14 protein-coding genes are annotated in these 15,887 nt (G+C 47.3%); 6 read left to right on the forward strand and 8 right to left on the reverse strand.

Features of this window, described 5'->3' with window-relative positions:
* Nucleotides 1-50 precede the first annotated feature (50 nt).
* Nucleotides 51-587, reverse strand: coding sequence for an acyloxyacyl hydrolase (locus tag CWE14_RS04945; protein ID WP_241972327.1), 537 nt, complete (start codon nucleotides 585-587; stop codon nucleotides 51-53).
* A gap of 573 nt (nucleotides 588-1,160) precedes the next feature.
* On the opposite strand from CWE14_RS04945, the gene CWE14_RS04950 reads away from it, so the two are divergent.
* Both CWE14_RS04950 and CWE14_RS04955 read left to right on the forward strand, forming a co-directional pair.
* Nucleotides 1,161-1,814 carry a Rossmann-fold NAD(P)-binding domain-containing protein gene (locus CWE14_RS04950; RefSeq protein WP_126798386.1) on the forward strand — a complete coding sequence of 218 codons (654 nt, stop codon included), beginning with the start codon at nucleotides 1,161-1,163 and terminating at the stop codon, nucleotides 1,812-1,814.
* Nucleotides 1,815-1,898: 84 nt separating this feature from the next.
* Entirely contained in the window at nucleotides 1,899-2,774 is an 876-nt protein-coding gene (locus CWE14_RS04955) for a CPBP family intramembrane glutamic endopeptidase (protein WP_126798387.1), read from the forward strand.
* Between the two features lie 53 nt (nucleotides 2,775-2,827).
* Here CWE14_RS04955 and CWE14_RS04960 read toward each other — a convergent pair whose 3' ends face one another.
* The 7 genes from CWE14_RS04960 to CWE14_RS04990 all read right to left on the reverse strand — a co-directional run bounded on the left by CWE14_RS04960 (nucleotide 2,828) and on the right by CWE14_RS04990 (nucleotide 11,095).
* Complete coding sequence (locus tag CWE14_RS04960) at nucleotides 2,828-3,736, reverse strand: helix-turn-helix domain-containing protein (RefSeq protein WP_126798388.1); 909 nt, start codon at nucleotides 3,734-3,736, stop codon at nucleotides 2,828-2,830.
* Nucleotides 3,737-3,807: 71 nt separating this feature from the next.
* Complete coding sequence (locus tag CWE14_RS04965) at nucleotides 3,808-6,525, reverse strand: di-heme oxidoredictase family protein (RefSeq protein WP_241972328.1); 2,718 nt, start codon at nucleotides 6,523-6,525, stop codon at nucleotides 3,808-3,810.
* Nucleotides 6,526-7,079: 554 nt separating this feature from the next.
* Nucleotides 7,080-8,093, reverse strand: a complete 1,014-nt coding sequence (locus tag CWE14_RS04970) for an alpha/beta hydrolase (protein ID WP_126798390.1) — start codon at nucleotides 8,091-8,093, stop codon at nucleotides 7,080-7,082.
* Between the two features lie 327 nt (nucleotides 8,094-8,420).
* A complete protein-coding gene (locus CWE14_RS04975; protein WP_126798391.1) occupies nucleotides 8,421-9,425 on the reverse strand; it encodes a zinc-binding alcohol dehydrogenase family protein in 1,005 nt (334 codons plus the stop codon).
* Nucleotides 9,422-9,733: an antibiotic biosynthesis monooxygenase family protein gene (locus tag CWE14_RS04980; protein ID WP_126798392.1), complete on the reverse strand. Its 312-nt coding sequence runs from the start codon at nucleotides 9,731-9,733 to the stop codon at nucleotides 9,422-9,424. The genes CWE14_RS04975 and CWE14_RS04980 overlap by 4 nt, the downstream gene beginning before the upstream one ends.
* 28 nt (nucleotides 9,734-9,761) lie before the next feature.
* Complete coding sequence (locus CWE14_RS04985) at nucleotides 9,762-10,724, reverse strand: zinc-dependent alcohol dehydrogenase family protein (protein ID WP_126798393.1); 963 nt, start codon at nucleotides 10,722-10,724, stop codon at nucleotides 9,762-9,764.
* Between the two features lie 68 nt (nucleotides 10,725-10,792).
* Nucleotides 10,793-11,095: an ArsR/SmtB family transcription factor gene (locus CWE14_RS04990; RefSeq protein ID WP_126798394.1), complete on the reverse strand. Its 303-nt coding sequence runs from the start codon at nucleotides 11,093-11,095 to the stop codon at nucleotides 10,793-10,795.
* 249 nt (nucleotides 11,096-11,344) lie between these two features.
* Between CWE14_RS04990 and CWE14_RS04995 the strand changes: the two genes are divergently transcribed.
* Genes CWE14_RS04995 through CWE14_RS05010 form a run of 4 tightly spaced genes read left to right on the forward strand, consistent with a single transcriptional unit; the run spans nucleotide 11,345 to nucleotide 15,852 of the window.
* Complete coding sequence (locus tag CWE14_RS04995; protein WP_126798395.1) at nucleotides 11,345-12,067, forward strand: ABC transporter ATP-binding protein; 723 nt, start codon at nucleotides 11,345-11,347, stop codon at nucleotides 12,065-12,067.
* Entirely contained in the window at nucleotides 12,064-13,497 is a 1,434-nt protein-coding gene (locus CWE14_RS05000; protein ID WP_126798396.1) for an ABC transporter permease, read from the forward strand. The genes CWE14_RS04995 and CWE14_RS05000 overlap by 4 nt, the downstream gene beginning before the upstream one ends.
* Nucleotides 13,494-14,747 carry a DUF3526 domain-containing protein gene (locus CWE14_RS05005; protein WP_126798397.1) on the forward strand — a complete coding sequence of 418 codons (1,254 nt, stop codon included), beginning with the start codon at nucleotides 13,494-13,496 and terminating at the stop codon, nucleotides 14,745-14,747. The genes CWE14_RS05000 and CWE14_RS05005 overlap by 4 nt, the downstream gene beginning before the upstream one ends.
* A 55-nt stretch (nucleotides 14,748-14,802) precedes the next feature.
* The gene (locus tag CWE14_RS05010; RefSeq protein ID WP_126798398.1) at nucleotides 14,803-15,852 is read left to right on the forward strand and encodes a M14 family metallopeptidase; all 1,050 of its coding nucleotides are present in this window, start codon (nucleotides 14,803-14,805) and stop codon (nucleotides 15,850-15,852) included.
* Nucleotides 15,853-15,887: the final 35 nt, after the last annotated feature.

The raw sequence follows: 15,887 nt of genomic DNA on the forward strand, positions 1-15,887 counted from the left end.
AGTTGTAAAAGAATACTAAAGAGTCTCTGACAAGTAACATGCTGATAGCATTAAAATTGCCAGCTGTATGCTAAATTCAAAAAGTCCATTCCCGGGTTGTTGTTTGAAAATCCGCCGTTTGAGTAATGTATATACCGCAAAGCCAAATGCTTTGAGTCGTCAAGGTGTAAGACTAGACCCAGTCGGTCTTCAAATTGGAAGTATGACCCAAGATCTTTCCCACCAAACTGTCTTTCACTCAATACACTGATACCAATTCCAAGCTCCCAGGAAACCGGGTAATCAATAAGGGTAGTAAATTCCTTGCGTATCACTGGTGAAAACGCCAGGGCGATATTATTGTCATAGAGAGTCGGCTTGTCGTGGCGCCATAGGTTCAAACTAGCTTCAAGGTAGATACTGGCCCGCCCTACGAACGCTATATCTGCCAGATGGGCCAACCATGGTTTATAGGCAACACGTAATCCCTGGATACTGCCACTACCTTTCAAAATCTCTATTGAGGCTTCTTGTACATTGTCTGCCGCTACAGCGGTATTTAAATAACCTGTTACCGTGGCAAAAATGACAACAAAAAAATTATTCATGGATATGTTCTATTCACTTGATGGCTGGTCTTAATGATAAGGGAAGTGCCAAGTCAATAAAATTCAGAAATTCAGCATTACGTATTCTAAAATTTAAATGGTCTATTTAAACAACCTTACTATTATTAATCCTGTTGAGACCATCCTGTGCAAGAAGATCATCAGGCAGTCTTCCTGGGTTCGGCAACTGTATTCGGGAATAAACCATTGTTGCCTTTGAAACTCCTTTACGAGCGAACAGTAATAATCTTATCGCCATCTATGAATTGCCAATTTTCAGTCTCTATAGTACGGCCCTGTCAACCACAAAGGGGATACTATACATATGGATAGTACCGCATCGCCATTTTGAATGGCAGTCTAATAGGAGTAGGGGAAAGTATTGTCGTCGATGCTCGTTTATTAATTCAAACTTACTCGAAGTATCTAACTTCAACTATTTGTCCTGAAAATTTAGTACAGGTTCTGATTGATTACCAACCATACCAACTCGCAAACCTGGCTAGAGATGATCCGCAGGTGGTGGTCAGCGATACTACAGCTCTGACGAAAGAAGAGTAAGGTGAAAGAGTAATGTACAGATACTTATTGATTAACAGTAAAACGTTATTTGCTCAGCAGTTTCTTCGAACGATTCAAGCTCCTGATAAAGCCGTTTGGGAATTAAACTTTGCAGACGATTATTTTACTGATGTCGAGAGTAATAGAAGCTCCACGTCTAGCATTTGTAACCACAAAGATGATTGGAGCTTGAACTATGAAATTGAGCGGGCCTTTTTGAATTTTAAGCGTTTTGATGAAGTTATTTTCTTTCCGGGTAATCTCATCTTTGGTCCTCTCGAGGCCATTTCCTCAAATGCTATAGAGGAATATATTTCAAGGCAAATAATTGCTGTAACTGAAATATATAGAATATTGGCGGACAGACTAGCGTCGCAGCATGGTTGCAAAGTAACTCAAGTTATTTACGAAAAATCGTATGAGTTTACTGCTTTGTCGTCATTGCCTTGCATGATTAACTCAGCGCTTCAAGGACTTATAGAAGGTTTAGGGCGAGAATTTTCAGAAATGGGTATAGAGGTAACAAGTAAGAATCAGGAGTCTTTTTATAAAGACTTTATGAATAAGGAATGCTTGTTTATAAACGACTTAAAACTAATTCATTATCAACCGTTGGTGACTCGTCACCTGGAAGGGGTGGGTAGGTTGTTTGAAGGTAGAAAATAAAGATGGAAGTCTTGCAGTAACTGACAAGCCTCTTGATAGAAATCGTTATTCTTAATATTAAAGAATGGATCCAGGAGAAATAGTTTGAAGCCTAATGCAATAGCCTTATATGTTTTGTTGTCCCTCGTTGTAAGTTGGGGAGCACAAATACCTGCAATCATGATTTTCGGTATAGAGAGCAGTTTTACCGCTGCTGTATTCTTTTGTGTCATGTGGTCCCCATCAGTGTTAGCGCTTATTTTTATTGCTCGTATTCCTAAAGTTCGAGCGCAGGTGCTTTGGCGTTTGGGTCAGGTACGCTATTTACCGTTAGGTGTTGTAGTGCAAACAGCTATTGGATTTGGTGTAGTAGGATTATTGGTTGCTACGGGATTGGCATCCTCAGGTTGGTTTAGTTTTGAATTGACCGGTGTCGATGTTTCAGGGGAGGCCTGGATACTGGGCATAGGGTTTCAAGGATGGTTATTGTTTTTAGTAAACATTCTTGTGACTAGTATTGTATTTTCCATCATCAATTTAGTAGCTGCTACTGGAGAAGAGTTTGCCTGGAGAGGATTCTTGCAAGGGCAATTAACTCGTCAGTATGGCGTTTTGACGGGCATAATGGTGCTTGCTTTAATCTGGTGGGCTTGGCATCTTCCTGGCTTGCTTTTCGGATATAATTTCCCAGACTATCCTTATTTTGGCGCTTTTGTTCTATTCCCACTGCAGATGATCGGTGCTTCGCTTTTCCTTGGTTGGCTTACTATCAGGAGTGGAAGCTTTTGGCCCGCTGCCCTGGCGCATGGGGCGGTAAACTCAATTCAACAAGGCCTGATTGATAATCTTATTTTATACATACCTCAGTTGTACGTAGATCTATTGCGCACAGGACTAATCTTAACGGTTGGTATTATTTGTTGGCTTTTACTTCGCTCTTCACCAACGCAAATAAAACTAACTGATCCGTACTTAAAATAAAGTGATTCGCTCATAACTTCGGCTAAAATCACTGGTACTGGTATAATTTATTGCTAGATGCTGATGCAAACCGGGACGCGGATTTTTTTACGATAATCGGACGGGCTCATGTGCAGATGTTTGCTGAATACTCTGGCGAGTACCTGGTTGGACGAGTATCCCACTTCAACGGCAACCTCCGTGATTGAAAGGTCCGTTTGCTCAAGAAGCTCGCAAGCTCTCTCCATCCTTAGTTGCGTCAGGTAAACTCGTGGTGGTACACCAAAGCTTTGTTTGAACATGCGCGTGAAGTGAAAAGGTGACAACTGCGCCTCGGCGGCTAACTCGTCGAGGCTGATGTCTTCCGACAGCCGTGCGCGCAGCAACTCCTGACAACGCCGCTTTGCCCAAGGAGCAAGGCCCCCCGTTGTCTGCGTGAATGGTGCCTCGTTCAAACGGCAAAGCTCGGCAAGGATCTCGCAACCTGCGGCCCGAGCCAACAAACGCGACGGCGCTCCCTCTTCTTGGTCGCTCAGAGCCCATAGATTCCGAAGCGATGATTGAATGGTTGCCGAATGAAATGGCCCTCTGTGGATCTGTATGTTATCAAACGAGAGCTTGCCTTCGGTGGCTTCGTCCAGCACATTCCTCCATTTTGCCACTGGAAACGACACACAGCGAAGTTGATGGCTGATGTCTACCATGAGCGTATTGGCAAAGTTCGGCGCGGAAAGATAGAGACTATTTTTTTCGCTAGTGACGTCAAAATCCCCCCCGCCCGAACTACCGCGTACACGGCTGCCACCGAGCATGTCCTGAGTAAGGACCAGATCCGGCAGACCCGGGCGAGACATCTCGCAAGCCGGGCGCGTTACTTCAAGCAAGTCTAAAATGCCTCCCGGAGATTTCTGTGTACCCACATAGGGTGCCTCTTTGCTCTCAGAGTACCAACGGGCGAAAGACGGATGGTCAGGTACGGTCATCGCTGTGTCTCCTGTGAAGAACTGTTCCCGAGAAGTTTGCGTCGTGATATTTTTTTGTCTCACGCTTTATGCTACAACGACTTTAAGAAAGCCAGTAGCGCTTCACGCTCATCTGTAGGGAGGTCCACAAAACGATTTTTAATAACCTCAGCTTCTCCGCCATGCCATAATATAGCTTCGGTCAGCGTGCGCGCGCGGCTATCGTGTAAATAACCGACAGGTATACCGTCAGCAACGTGTTCAGCGTATCCCAGACCCCACAATGCTGGCGTTCGCCACATGCTTCCGCTTGCCAGACCTTCGGAAAAATTATCGGCCAGCTCTTCGCCCATATCATGCAGTAGCATGTCAGTATAGGGTCGAATAGTTTGATTGCGTACTTCATCAAACGGTGAGCGGGCGCTCGTTTGCACTTCGCTGATATGGCAAGCATTGCAGCGGATAGCTTCAAATACTTGCTCGCCCTGAGCTATTTGTGCTGGGTTAACATCTAAATACGCCATTGGCGACACACTTCCAGGAAAGCCGCTAACCAAGCTGCGCTGTGCCGGTACGGCTAGCAGATGCAGATATTCTGTCATTAACTGTAGCGCATCATCTGGTAAACCTGGTTCTGTTCCGCTTGCAGCATCACAGTATTTGGGGCCAGCCAAACAGTCTCGATTCGGGTAAATGGAAGAGGTAACAGACATGTCCAGTAAAGCCGCATTCGCGACCTGATGATGCAGACTAACTTTAGCGGCCTTCCAGCCGTAACGTCCTAAGCGTACATCACCGGTTTCCGGATCGTAAGCATAATTAGCGGTACCAAGAACGCCATCAGAATCAGGAGTGGTGCGAACACGCTCTAAAATAGTTTCATCTGCGATTGCTTCCAATAGGCCCATTCCGATTAATGGTTGAGCTGATCGCAATGAATAGGCTTCAGGAGTGGGACCTTCAAAGGCAATTTCTGGTTTGCGTAGCTCTACCACCGTGCCGTCGGCAAGTTGCACATTTTTCGTTTCGAAGCCAGTAACAGTTACGGCATTCCCCCAATTTTGCGCGACCCCTGTGGTGGTGGAGCGTGCGTTCATCTGTACTGCCTGACCGTAAATTGGATGTGGCAGGTAGTTACCGTTAGCATTGCTACTGATCGCGCCAACGCGCACAGCCATAGTATCCAGCCGTTGGTTCCGTAGGACGGGCGCCACGCTGCGGCCATTGCTAATGTGGCAGCTTAAGCAGGATGACTGATTAAAATGCGGCCCTTGCAGGAATCGACCTGCATCATTGCGGTCATTGCCATCTTCATTATGTTCGCCATTCCATAAATTAGTATGTAGCCAACGCCGCCCTTCCATAAAGCGCTGAATATTTTGCATACCAATATTGTTGTGTGGCTGCTGAAATATAAAAGTGGCATTGTCCGCGTAATCGTAAGACACAGAGCCCAGGCCACCTTGCAAGGTTCTATCAGGCAAGGGATGATTCATTAACCTGGGTTGCACACCATACCAAGGGCGTAAGCCCTGACCCATAACATATGTTAGCTCGTTGGTGTAATAGCGAAAACCACCGTTATCGCCAATAGAATCCATAACTTCACGAGTAGAAAAAAATGAGCCCGTGAATTCAATAATATCGCCTTTTTTCAACGCTCTCGCTGCCACAGTATCCCCATTTGGCACCAATACGCCATCGGCATTGGCAGACAGCGCTCGATGGGCTGGGTAGGTGTCAAATACCACACTGCAGCCATCATTAGCCCCAATGACACCGTCATAGCCGCTGTTAGGATTTAATAGTACGCCATTGGCCGGTTTTTCAACGACCGGGCAGGGAGCGCCGTCACTAAGGTATGTTGAATCATCCAGCAGATTACCTGGGCTCATCCAACCGAAACCCGTTACGTTCGGGTCATCAAACCGGCGTACAAAGGAGTGCCCTCCGCCTTTTTGCGCTTGCTGATAATACTGGTTAACAATAATTTCCGGGGCAGTGACACCAGCAACGTTGCTGTTGTCGATAAACTCCACACCCCAGGTACGATTATTAAAATAATTAGCGACAAAATTTAGATGTGCGCCAGGCCCCAGATCAACCGGGTTACCATATGTATCAACGGTTTCATTCGGGCCAAATCCGTATTCGTTCCATTCCTCACCACGTTCTCGAGCGTGACGTGAACGTCCCACCATACCAAACCGGGTAACCAAAGTGCCGTCAGCTAACGTGAAACTTAGGCGTTCAACTGGTTCGGCCGGGGCTGGCAGCGGTTGTCGACCACTACCACTTAATGGGAAGGATTGATAAGAGGTATCCAGCACTGGCATTGAGGTGTCGAGGCCCGGTGTTTTAAATTCAACCTCAAACAATGAATACCCATATTGAGTGTGCCGGTTGATACCTTGTAGACGAACATAGCGAACATCAATATCTAGATTAAAAAACTCCTCTGTACCCCCTTTAGCGCCGGTGATGTAACGCAATTGGTACCAGTTTTGTGCATCATCAGAGACATAAATAGCATATTCGTCAGCGTATGCATTTTCCCAGTAAAGCTTCATATAACCAATCGCGGTTTTAGAGCCAAAATCAAACTGCAACCAAGCGTCGTCAGCGCTATCACCAGCGTCGCTCCAGGCACTTTCCCAACGGGTAGTTAAGTCCCCATCGATTACTTTATCTGGGGTGTTAGTGGCATTTTCATCCTCAGAAGAGCTTACCGTAAGACCGCTAATCGGCTGAGACTGATCACTCTTAACATAAGTCGAAGAGAGTCGAAGCTCGGCGGGCGGTGGTGGCAAGGAGGGACCATCCGGTCTCGGCAACGATGGAGTGTTTGCGCTAGGGGCTGATTCAAAATCCGGTTCTGGTAGGTAACCAGTGGGGGGCGGTGTTTCCTCGGGTGGAGGCGCGACTGATTGTCCATCGTCTGTGTTGCTATCACCACATGCCGATGTAGTTAACGCCAGAAAACAGACAAGCAACCAAGCTAATGCAGTGTCCCTATTTACGATCGGCTTAACAAAAAAACAAACACTCATTAGTTAAATACTCCGTCCAAAAAACCTTTCTACGGGTTCACATGACTTCAGTTAGAATTTTCGTCGCACTCGGTGTCATCAGCTTATGTATCGGCCATCTACCTGAAATTTCAACAAGTTTTTGCTTATCTGGCGCTGTTATATTTTGCCAAAGAATTTCAATTTAGCTTTAATAACATACAAATGGAATTTTTTTGTTTTTCGCACACATCATCACCGTGATTACTTTACACGCAGCTAAAGATGCATAGTATGAATCATTCGGATCTGCCGAATTTCTGTTCCCACCGGAGGCTTTAAGATTGCTTGACCACTTATTTCAGGTGGTCCTTTAATTCACGTCCGGCCTGGTCTAAGGCATCCTGCACCGCCGGTACATCGCTTAACACATTCAGCAAGCCAAAGTCGTGGATCATGCCGTTGTAGCGTACTGTGGTGACTGCAACGCCCGCGGCATTCAGGTGACGGCCGTAAGCTTCGCCTTCATCGCGCAACACATCCATTTCCGCGGTTTGAATTAACGCCGGGGGCAAGCCCTGTAACTGCTCAGTAGTAGCACGCAACGGTGAGGCGTAAATCTCGTTGCGTTGCTCAGCGCTGGTGGTGTAGTTATCCCAGAACCACTGCATCATATTGCGGGTTAAAAAATGGCCCTCCGCATAGGTCTGATATGAGGTATTGTTAAAGTTCGCATCGGTTACCGGCCACAACAATAGCTGGAATTTCAGCGCCGGCGTACCTTCAGCGTTAGCTCTCAATGCCACGACCGCGGCCATGTTACCGCCTACACTGTTACCGGCTACCGCTAAACGCGTACCATCCACACCAATGTCGTTACCATGTTGCGCTACCCATCTGGTTGCCGCATAAGCTTGGTTAATCGCTGTAGGATATTGGGCTTCCGGTGACGGGGTGTAATCAACATAGACCGCCGCCGCACCAGAGCGCTGCACTAAATCACGGATTAACCGCTCGTGGGTCGGGAAATCGCCTAATACCCAACCACCACCGTGGAAGAACATAAAGGCCGGTAAAGTCCCTTTAGTGCCAGGTGGTTTTACAACCACCAGTCTGATGCTCTGGCCATCTACTGTAATAGTTTTTTCGGTGACATCTGCCGCTGGCAGGCTGGCCCCTTGCTGAGCGTCAACCAGCACGGCACGGGCATCAGCTACTGATAACTGCTCCAGCGGTTTACCGTCGCCTTCGGCTAAGGCATTTAAAAAGCCCTGAGTTTGGGTCTCCACACCCGGAGAGCTGCTGGCAAACGCGTTGCCGATACTTAATGCTAAAAGGCTGGCAGAGACGATTGTGTTTACTATTTTCATGGTCGTGTCCTTTATATATTCAATCAATGACAACGTTTTAATTGCCAGTTCACTGGTCCGCATGGCTCCGAACCTTCTAAATCTTTAACCACTAAACTTCAGTACTTACTTGTAATATAGAGCGCGTTTAGGCACGAACAAATTGAAATAAATGAACCCTAACATTCGTATATTCAGGGCTTACGCAAGTGGCTGTCGAAGCTCAGTCGACGAGTTTTAGAGATAGCACAATTGACGTTTCCGCTGAGGGTTGAATTTACAGAGAAAAGCGGACAATAAACGTGTCCGCTTAATCAGATATTGCCAAAAGATAATAAACCGTCTGTGCTAAAAGCCCGATAAAATTAGCTTACCTATAGTATTACCTGCTTCCAGAAGCTGATGCCCTTTTCTGATACGACCAGCGCTCATTGGACCAAGTATTTCGCTTAAAGTCGGTTTTAGTTCTCCCGCATCTACAAGATCTCTTACTCTTTTTAATAAAGCGTGTTGTTTAGCCATGTCCTCAGTCTGGAACATTGGCCGCGTAAACATAAACTCCCAATGAAAACTGAGTGACTTCAGTTTCATTTTGGATATGTCTAATGCGCCCGGGTCGTCAATCATTGCGATTTGCCCTCTGGCAGGCAAAATGTCAATTAAAGGTTCAAAATGTAAATCAGAACGTGTCAGTGCAGCCACATATTTGGGCGTTTTACCCAGCAGTGAAAGCTGCTCTTTGAGTGACTGACGATGATCTATGACGTCATCGGCACCTAAGTCTAAACACCATTTTTGTGTTTCAGGTCTTGAGGCTGTTGCGATGACATGCAACTTGGTCAATTGCTTTGCCAGTTGGATCAGCGCAGAACCGACACCTCCTGCACCGCCAACAATGAGCAGACTCTCATCTTTTCCGCCACCCTCAGGTATTTTGAAGCTGTCAAACAATAATTCCCAAGCCGTTATGCTGGTCAAAGGAAGAGACGCTGCCTCTTCAAATGAAATAGTGCGTGGCTTAGGACCCACTATCCTTTCATCTACGACATGAAACTCGGCATTCGTCCCTTGGCGGCTAATATCTCCGGCATAAAACACCTCGTCGCCGGGTTGAAACAAAGTCACCTCTTCACCGACAGCTTCGACAACACCGGACGCATCATAACCGAGAATACGATGACCAGAATCAGGTACGCCATTACGGCGTACCTTTGTGTCTACTGGATTGATTGATACAGCTTTAATTGCAACCAAGAGGTCACGAGGACCTGGTTTTGGTTTTGGCGCTTCAAAAGCGACCAGTGCATCCTCAACATCAGCAGGAAGATATTCTGAGAAACCTACCGCTTTCATTTCTCACCTCCAATTGATGCTGGTGCTGTATTAAAATGAAAGACCTCGACTTCCCCTTGGAAGAAGGGCATCAGTGCATTAATAAAAATTTCATGCGCTTCACTGGGCTCAAAAAGGTCAACATGATCTTCGTAGCTTCGCCATTTCACCATTAAACTGATACGAGACGGGTCTTCAATCTCTTGGCTAATTATGTGCGATTGATAACCTTCAGCTTTTTCAACATAGGCTTTCACATCGGCAAAGGCATCAAAGAAACCTTTTTGTTGTTCGGGCGCTACCTGAAAGCGGGCAATTTCAATAACCATTTGTTATTCCTCCAGACGTATGACTCAATTAAGCAGTTACATCGATAGCAATTTTGCCGCGTAAACCGTTTGATTTTTGCTCAAGTCGAGCATGTGCAAGGCCTATTTCAGATAACGGATAGGTTGCACCAACAACGGGCTTGAGCAGACCTCGCTCTACCAGGCGCGAAAGATCATCTAACTTGCCCCGGTTTTGACGGGTGAAGACAAAGTGATAACTGGCATTGCGTCCCCAGGCTTCAACAAGGTTTTGAGGGGTGGCAATGTCGACGATGCTGACAACGCGTCCCAGCTGCTCTAATACCAATGGGCTTCTCTCGAGGGTATCGCCACCTACGGTATCAAGCACAACATTCACACCTTTTCCATCCGTTGCTTCGAGCACGGCTTCAACATAGTCGGTTTGCTTGTAGTCAATGGTGACATCTGCACCTAAGCTTTTTACAAACTCAGCATTGTGCGAAGACACCGTGGTTAGCACTCGTGCACCCGCCGCCTTAGCAATCTGAATCGCAATGTGTCCAACACCACCAGCACCACCATGAACCAGAATTGTTTCACCGACCTGCAGATTGACTCGTGTAATCAGTGCTTCCCACACGGTACCGCCGACTAAACTCAGTGCCGCTGCTTCAAGATGACTAAGTGCATCAGGCTTGAGGCCAACTATTGATTCATGAGCAACATGATATTCGGCATAGCTACCCTGACCGGCAAAGATTTCAGGCGTGTACCATACTTCATCGCCTGGCTTGAATGCCGTCACACCAGGACCAATTGCCTCGATTACACCAGAGACGTCGTGTCCCGTAATGGCCGGCAATGGTACATACTCTTTATAATCTCCGCGTCTAACCTGGTAGTCCAACGGGTTGATGGAGGTCGCATGGACCTTCACTAAAACTTGCCCCTCACCAGGCTCTGGTTTGGGTAAAACAACTTCACTAAAACTCTCTGGTCCACCAAAAGACTCTATAATCATTGCACGCATAACTTCACCTATCTAGATATTTGCATATCGATATATAACGATATACGGGGTTTAAAAAAAAGAGCTTTTCACAACTCTTTGCTAAGAAGCTCAATCAACTTTTGGATATTTGCTTCATTTCGTTTGTAGTAGGTCCATCCACCCATTCGCTTGGAAGTAACAAGCCCAGCACGTTGTAACGAAGCTAAATACGTCGACGTAGTCGACTGGCTCATTCCAATGCCTTCCTGAATACTACCTACACAAACACCATCAATAGTCACATCGCCTTCATCCTGAGGCGGAAAATGCTTTTCCGGCTCCCGAAGGTTTTGCAGTATTGATAATCTTGTTTGATTACTTAACGCTTTCATTGCTTCTAATATGTTCATGTGGATCATTATATCTGCATATCTAGAATTGTCAATATAGTTTTTTGTTTTAATCAAAAAAAAGTGTCGTGGGTTCGATACAGCTCCCCCTTGGCACTCTCTAGGGTTGTAGATTTGCTCTCATCCAGACAATTAAAGTGGCAGATAGCATCTGCACCAATCAGTTGATCACACCTTTCATTAAGAATTCCAATGTTATAACATAACACCAAATCTACTTGTTATTCTAATTATTGGGATCCACGCGACATGTCTGACGTTGTTATCTGTGCTTCAAATCTGTGTGTTGAAGTGCAATCTAAGAAAATCTTGAAACATGTGTCTTTTACTGTCCATAGAGGCGAAATTCTGGCGCTACTGGGCGGCAACGGTGCAGGCAAATCGACTACGATCAAAACCTTTCTGGGCTTGCTGACACCAACTTCAGGCTCCGCCACTCTTGCTGGTGTCAATGTGCACCAGTCGCCAGCAATTGTGCGTGAAAAAGTGGCCTATTTACCTGAATCCGTGATGCTTTATGGCCACCTGACGGCTGTTGAGAATATTCGATATTTTTTATCGCTGTCTGGCAAGCCAAAGACGGATGCAGACATTATTGAGTCGCTTAAACGTGTTGCTTTGCAGGAATCGGCCTGGCACACCGTGTTGAATGGCTACTCCAAGGGGATGCGGCAGAAAACGGCGATAGCCCTGGCGTTGTTGCGTGAAGCGCCGATTTTGTTCTTAGACGAACCCACGTCAGGTTTAGACCCAGTAGCCATTGACGAGTTTAATCGTTTAGTCACTCAGCTTGCGGAGCAGGGCTCAACAATTTTAATGGTAACCCATGATGTCTACGGGGCTTGCCATGTGGCTGACAGAATAGGTTTGCTTCGGGAAGGCGAAATTGTTGGCATGTTTGATGCGCCCGACCACGGAAACATCGACTCCGAAACCGTGCACAATGCCTTTATCGAGGGAGTGGTGGCATGAGCAACATTGTTTTAGCCATTGCCCGGGACGAGTGGCGATATTGGCGGCGTTCCAGCCTTGCCCAAACCGTCTTAGTGATTGCGCTTACGCTGGCTATCGCATCGGTGTGGGTGACGCATTCGTCAATCAGCCAAAGCGCAGAGCAGCGCCAACATATGCAGTCTGCAGCTGAGCATACTTTTACTGACCAACCGGATCGCCATCCTCATAGGATGGTGCACTACGGTCATTATCTATTTCGCTCACCCCCTCCACTTGGCACGCTGGACCCGGGCGTCGATGCTTTTACCGGAAACGCGATTTTTTTAGAAGGTCACCGCCACAACAGCGCTACCTTTGCTGATCAAAAACAAAGCAGCGGGTTAACCTGGCTGAGTAAGCTGACTCCCGCTTTTGTGATGCAGATCCTGACTCCGCTACTGTTGATTGTGCTGGGCTTTGGCGTGATGACCCGCGAACGCGAAGCTGGCACCCTGGATTTTCTTAAAGTTCAGGGTGTGTCCCCCTCTGTTTTGCTAGCAGGTAAAGGGGTGGCGCTGGCCGGGGCAGGGATATTGGTGCTGGTGCCGCTCGTAGTAGGTGCCGTGATGACCTTGTTAAACGGGGCCGCCTTGCTTATGGTCGTCTCGTTTATCGCCAGTTATTTGCTTTATCTGGCTATTTGGTGCGGTGTGGTGTTACTGGTTTCTACGCTAGCCACCTCTAACAGCACCAGCTTTAGTGGGCTGATTGCTGTTTGGATTTTGCTTTGTCTTGTGTTACCCCGTGTTGCCAGTAATACAGCCAGTGTGATGGTGGCCTCGCCGGGAAAATTAGAAACAGATTTCGCGGTGTTGCAGCAAATGCGCCAAATAGGCGATGGCCATAATGCGAGTGACCCCGCCTTTAAAGCCCTCGAAAGAAGCCTGCTGGCTGAATACAATGTCGATTCCGTGGAAGATTTGCCAGTCAACTTTAGAGGCGTGGTGGCGCAATACTCAGAGGCAGAGCAGACCAAAGTGCTCAACGAGTTTGCCGCTCAACAAATGCGTCAGCAAACGTCTCAGGCTGATATTGCACGTCAGTTTGGCTGGTTATCACCGATGATAGCTATTCAAAATGCCTCTATGAAGCTGGCCGGTACCGACCTTGAAAATTATCATCGCTTTTTGCGTGAAGCTGAAAAGGTGCGGTTTGATTTTGTCCAGTCGCTCAATACGCTGCAGGCTGAAGCCATGACCACAGCCCAGGACACCAATAGATACCGCAGCGCAGAAGCCAACCGCGCGGCTACCGTTAGCGCTGATAATTGGCAGATCCTGAATAACTTTCATTTTACACCACTGTCACCACAACAGCGCTTTTCCGGGAGTTTACTCGCCTTTGTACAGCTGTGCTTTGTGCTCGCTATGGTGCTGGGATTCACTTTACTTGCAGGTAGACGTATATGAGCTGGTTAGATATCCGTCGTGAAACCACGTTTGTTTTACGTCGAAAAAGCGTTGTTATTTTACTGATATCCGGGCTGGTGTTATCACTATTTTCGGTCTGGACCGGCAGCATGGATGTGGCTCAGCAACGAGCAACCATTGAGCGCCTGCTCGAAGCAGATAAACAGGATCGCGAAGAAGTCATACAAAAGCATAGCGGCTATGGCGAAGCCGCTTATTACAGCTTTCATTTAACCTATGCCGAGCCCTCATCTTTGGCATTTGCGGCATTAGGTGTAAGAGATGTCTATCCCTGGAAACACCGGGTAAGAATGCTTGCATTAGAAGGGCAAATTCACGAATCTGATACGCAAAACCCAGAGCTAGCATTGGCTGGACGAATTGATTTTGCCTTTGTTATTGCAGTATTTGCGCCGCTACTGTTGATTCTTCTACTCCACGATATGCGCGCCTCAGAACGCGCGGCCGGTCGTCATGACTTTTTGACGGTTACCGCCAGAAGCAGCTTTTGGCTGCTGCGTGCTGGCTTTATCGTTACAGCACTATGGCTGGCATTAATTATTCCCTTTATTGGCGGCGCCATAGTAAACGGTGTTTCAGCTAGCCTTATCTCGTTAGTCGCATTAACGGTAGCTGTTTATCTGCTCGGCTGGGCAGCTCTGTGTTACTGGGTATCGCGTTTTAGGTTCCCGGCACCGGTGTTGGCTTCTTTCCTGTTGGGCGTTTGGCTACTCACGAGTTTTATCATACCCGCTGTGGGTGATGTGGTTATCGAAGAAACTTATCAGGGCCCAGCAGGTGGAGATATATTAATGACCCAGCGCGAAGCCGTGAATGCTGCCTGGGATCTTCCCCATCACATAACAATGGATGCCTTTGAGGCTTCTCATCCGCAGTGGGAAGGTAAAACACAGACCAGTAGCCTGTTTGAATGGAAGTGGTATTACGCCTTCCAACAAATTGGCGATGAAAAAGCGCGACCACTTTCGCAAGCCTACCAACAAACCGCTGAAGATAGATACAACGCCGCCGGATGGGTCGCGTGGCTATCGCCTGCGACGCTTCTGCAGCGCACACTTACCCATTGGGCGCAAACCGATGCACCTGCTGCGTGGCAGTACGAACGGGATGTCAGAGAATTTCATGCTGAACTCCGTCATTTTTACTACCCGCTTTTATTTAATGGCAGGGAATATAGTGCGGCAGCGTTAGAAGAAAGACCCACATTTAAACCTAACGCGGATGATTAACTTACAGCCGACCCATGTGGCATTTATCAGCATTATTTCAGGAGTTCCAAATTTTATGGTTAGTCTACAACTGTCCCGCTTATTAAATACATGCGCTATTGTCGTACTCTGTGCTTTTAGTCTCAATGCCAAGGCAAAGGAGCCTTTCGAGCTAGTCGGAGTAACCACCGCGGCCGGCGAAAAACAATCGTATATCGCGGAAGAAGGTAACGTCAGACTACCGGTTACGGTGGTGAATGGCGCTCACCCTGGGCCCGTACTCTTGTTAGCAGCCGGGACTCACGGTGACGAGTTTCCAGCCATGTTCGCGTTGCAAAAGCTTGCTGAGGAGCTCGATGCTAACACTGTTAAGGGGACGGTGATTCTATTGCATCTGGCGAACCTGGATGGCTTTCATGGCCGCCGGCTCGCACTCAACCCAAACGATGAAAAAAACCTGAACCGAGAGTTTCCAGGCAGTAGCACCGGTACTGCAACGGAGCAGATTGCGGAGCTGTTGACTCGTGAGTTTATCAGTCGAATTGATTTCTTTGTCGATATGCACTCAGGCAGTTCAAACCAGAAGTTACTTAACCATGTGTATTCGCCATTTGTCGGCGACGACGAACTGGACGAGCTGACCTTCGAGTTCGCCAAAGCGACGGGAATGCAGCATATTGTTATGTACGGCGACAGACCAACCGATCCCGCAAACTCAATCTCTTTTCCCAACACCGCCATGACTCGAGGCAAGCCCGGCCTCACGACTGAAATTGGGCATCTTGCCGAGCGCGATCAGGAATCGATTGATTTCGCCTACGAAGTGGCAAAAAACAGTATGTTCTTTCTTGATATGTTACCTGGTCAAACAGCGCCTCATCAGGAAGCTGTGATCTATGAAGATATTCAATATACGCAAAGCAACTATGATGGTTTTTTCACGCCCCTGGTGACTATAGGGGATAGCGTAACGCGCGGCGCTGAAGTTGGTGTGGTCATTGATTATTTCGGTAATGAGGTGCAGACGTTAGCAGCACCTGTGGATGGCACAGTGTTGATGATTAATGAAACGCCGCCAATAAGAAAAGACGAATCGCCAGTTGCTATCGGTGTTCCTCAGCAATAACCCAGTCAGACTCATATTTTTAAGTGAAGCGGTAT

This window comes from Aliidiomarina soli (assembly GCF_003986975.1).
Lineage (GTDB): Bacteria > Pseudomonadota > Gammaproteobacteria > Enterobacterales > Alteromonadaceae > Aliidiomarina > Aliidiomarina soli.

Coding starts and splice junctions, on each gene's coding strand:
- CWE14_RS04975 (WP_126798391.1), bottom strand. CDS start 9,425: ATGAAAGCGGTAGGTTTCTCAGAATATCTTCCTGCTGATGTTGAGGAT.
- CWE14_RS05005 (WP_126798397.1), top strand. CDS start 13,494: ATGAGCTGGTTAGATATCCGTCGTGAAACCACGTTTGTTTTACGTCGA.
- CWE14_RS05000 (WP_126798396.1), top strand. CDS start 12,064: ATGAGCAACATTGTTTTAGCCATTGCCCGGGACGAGTGGCGATATTGG.
- CWE14_RS05010 (WP_126798398.1), top strand. CDS start 14,803: ATGGTTAGTCTACAACTGTCCCGCTTATTAAATACATGCGCTATTGTC.
- CWE14_RS04990 (WP_126798394.1), bottom strand. CDS start 11,095: ATGAACATATTAGAAGCAATGAAAGCGTTAAGTAATCAAACAAGATTA.
- CWE14_RS04980 (WP_126798392.1), bottom strand. CDS start 9,733: ATGGTTATTGAAATTGCCCGCTTTCAGGTAGCGCCCGAACAACAAAAA.
- CWE14_RS04970 (WP_126798390.1), bottom strand. CDS start 8,093: ATGAAAATAGTAAACACAATCGTCTCTGCCAGCCTTTTAGCATTAAGT.
- CWE14_RS04985 (WP_126798393.1), bottom strand. CDS start 10,724: ATGCGTGCAATGATTATAGAGTCTTTTGGTGGACCAGAGAGTTTTAGT.
- CWE14_RS04950 (WP_126798386.1), top strand. CDS start 1,161: ATGTACAGATACTTATTGATTAACAGTAAAACGTTATTTGCTCAGCAG.
- CWE14_RS04945 (WP_241972327.1), bottom strand. CDS start 587: ATGAATAATTTTTTTGTTGTCATTTTTGCCACGGTAACAGGTTATTTA.
- CWE14_RS04995 (WP_126798395.1), top strand. CDS start 11,345: ATGTCTGACGTTGTTATCTGTGCTTCAAATCTGTGTGTTGAAGTGCAA.
- CWE14_RS04960 (WP_126798388.1), bottom strand. CDS start 3,736: ATGACCGTACCTGACCATCCGTCTTTCGCCCGTTGGTACTCTGAGAGC.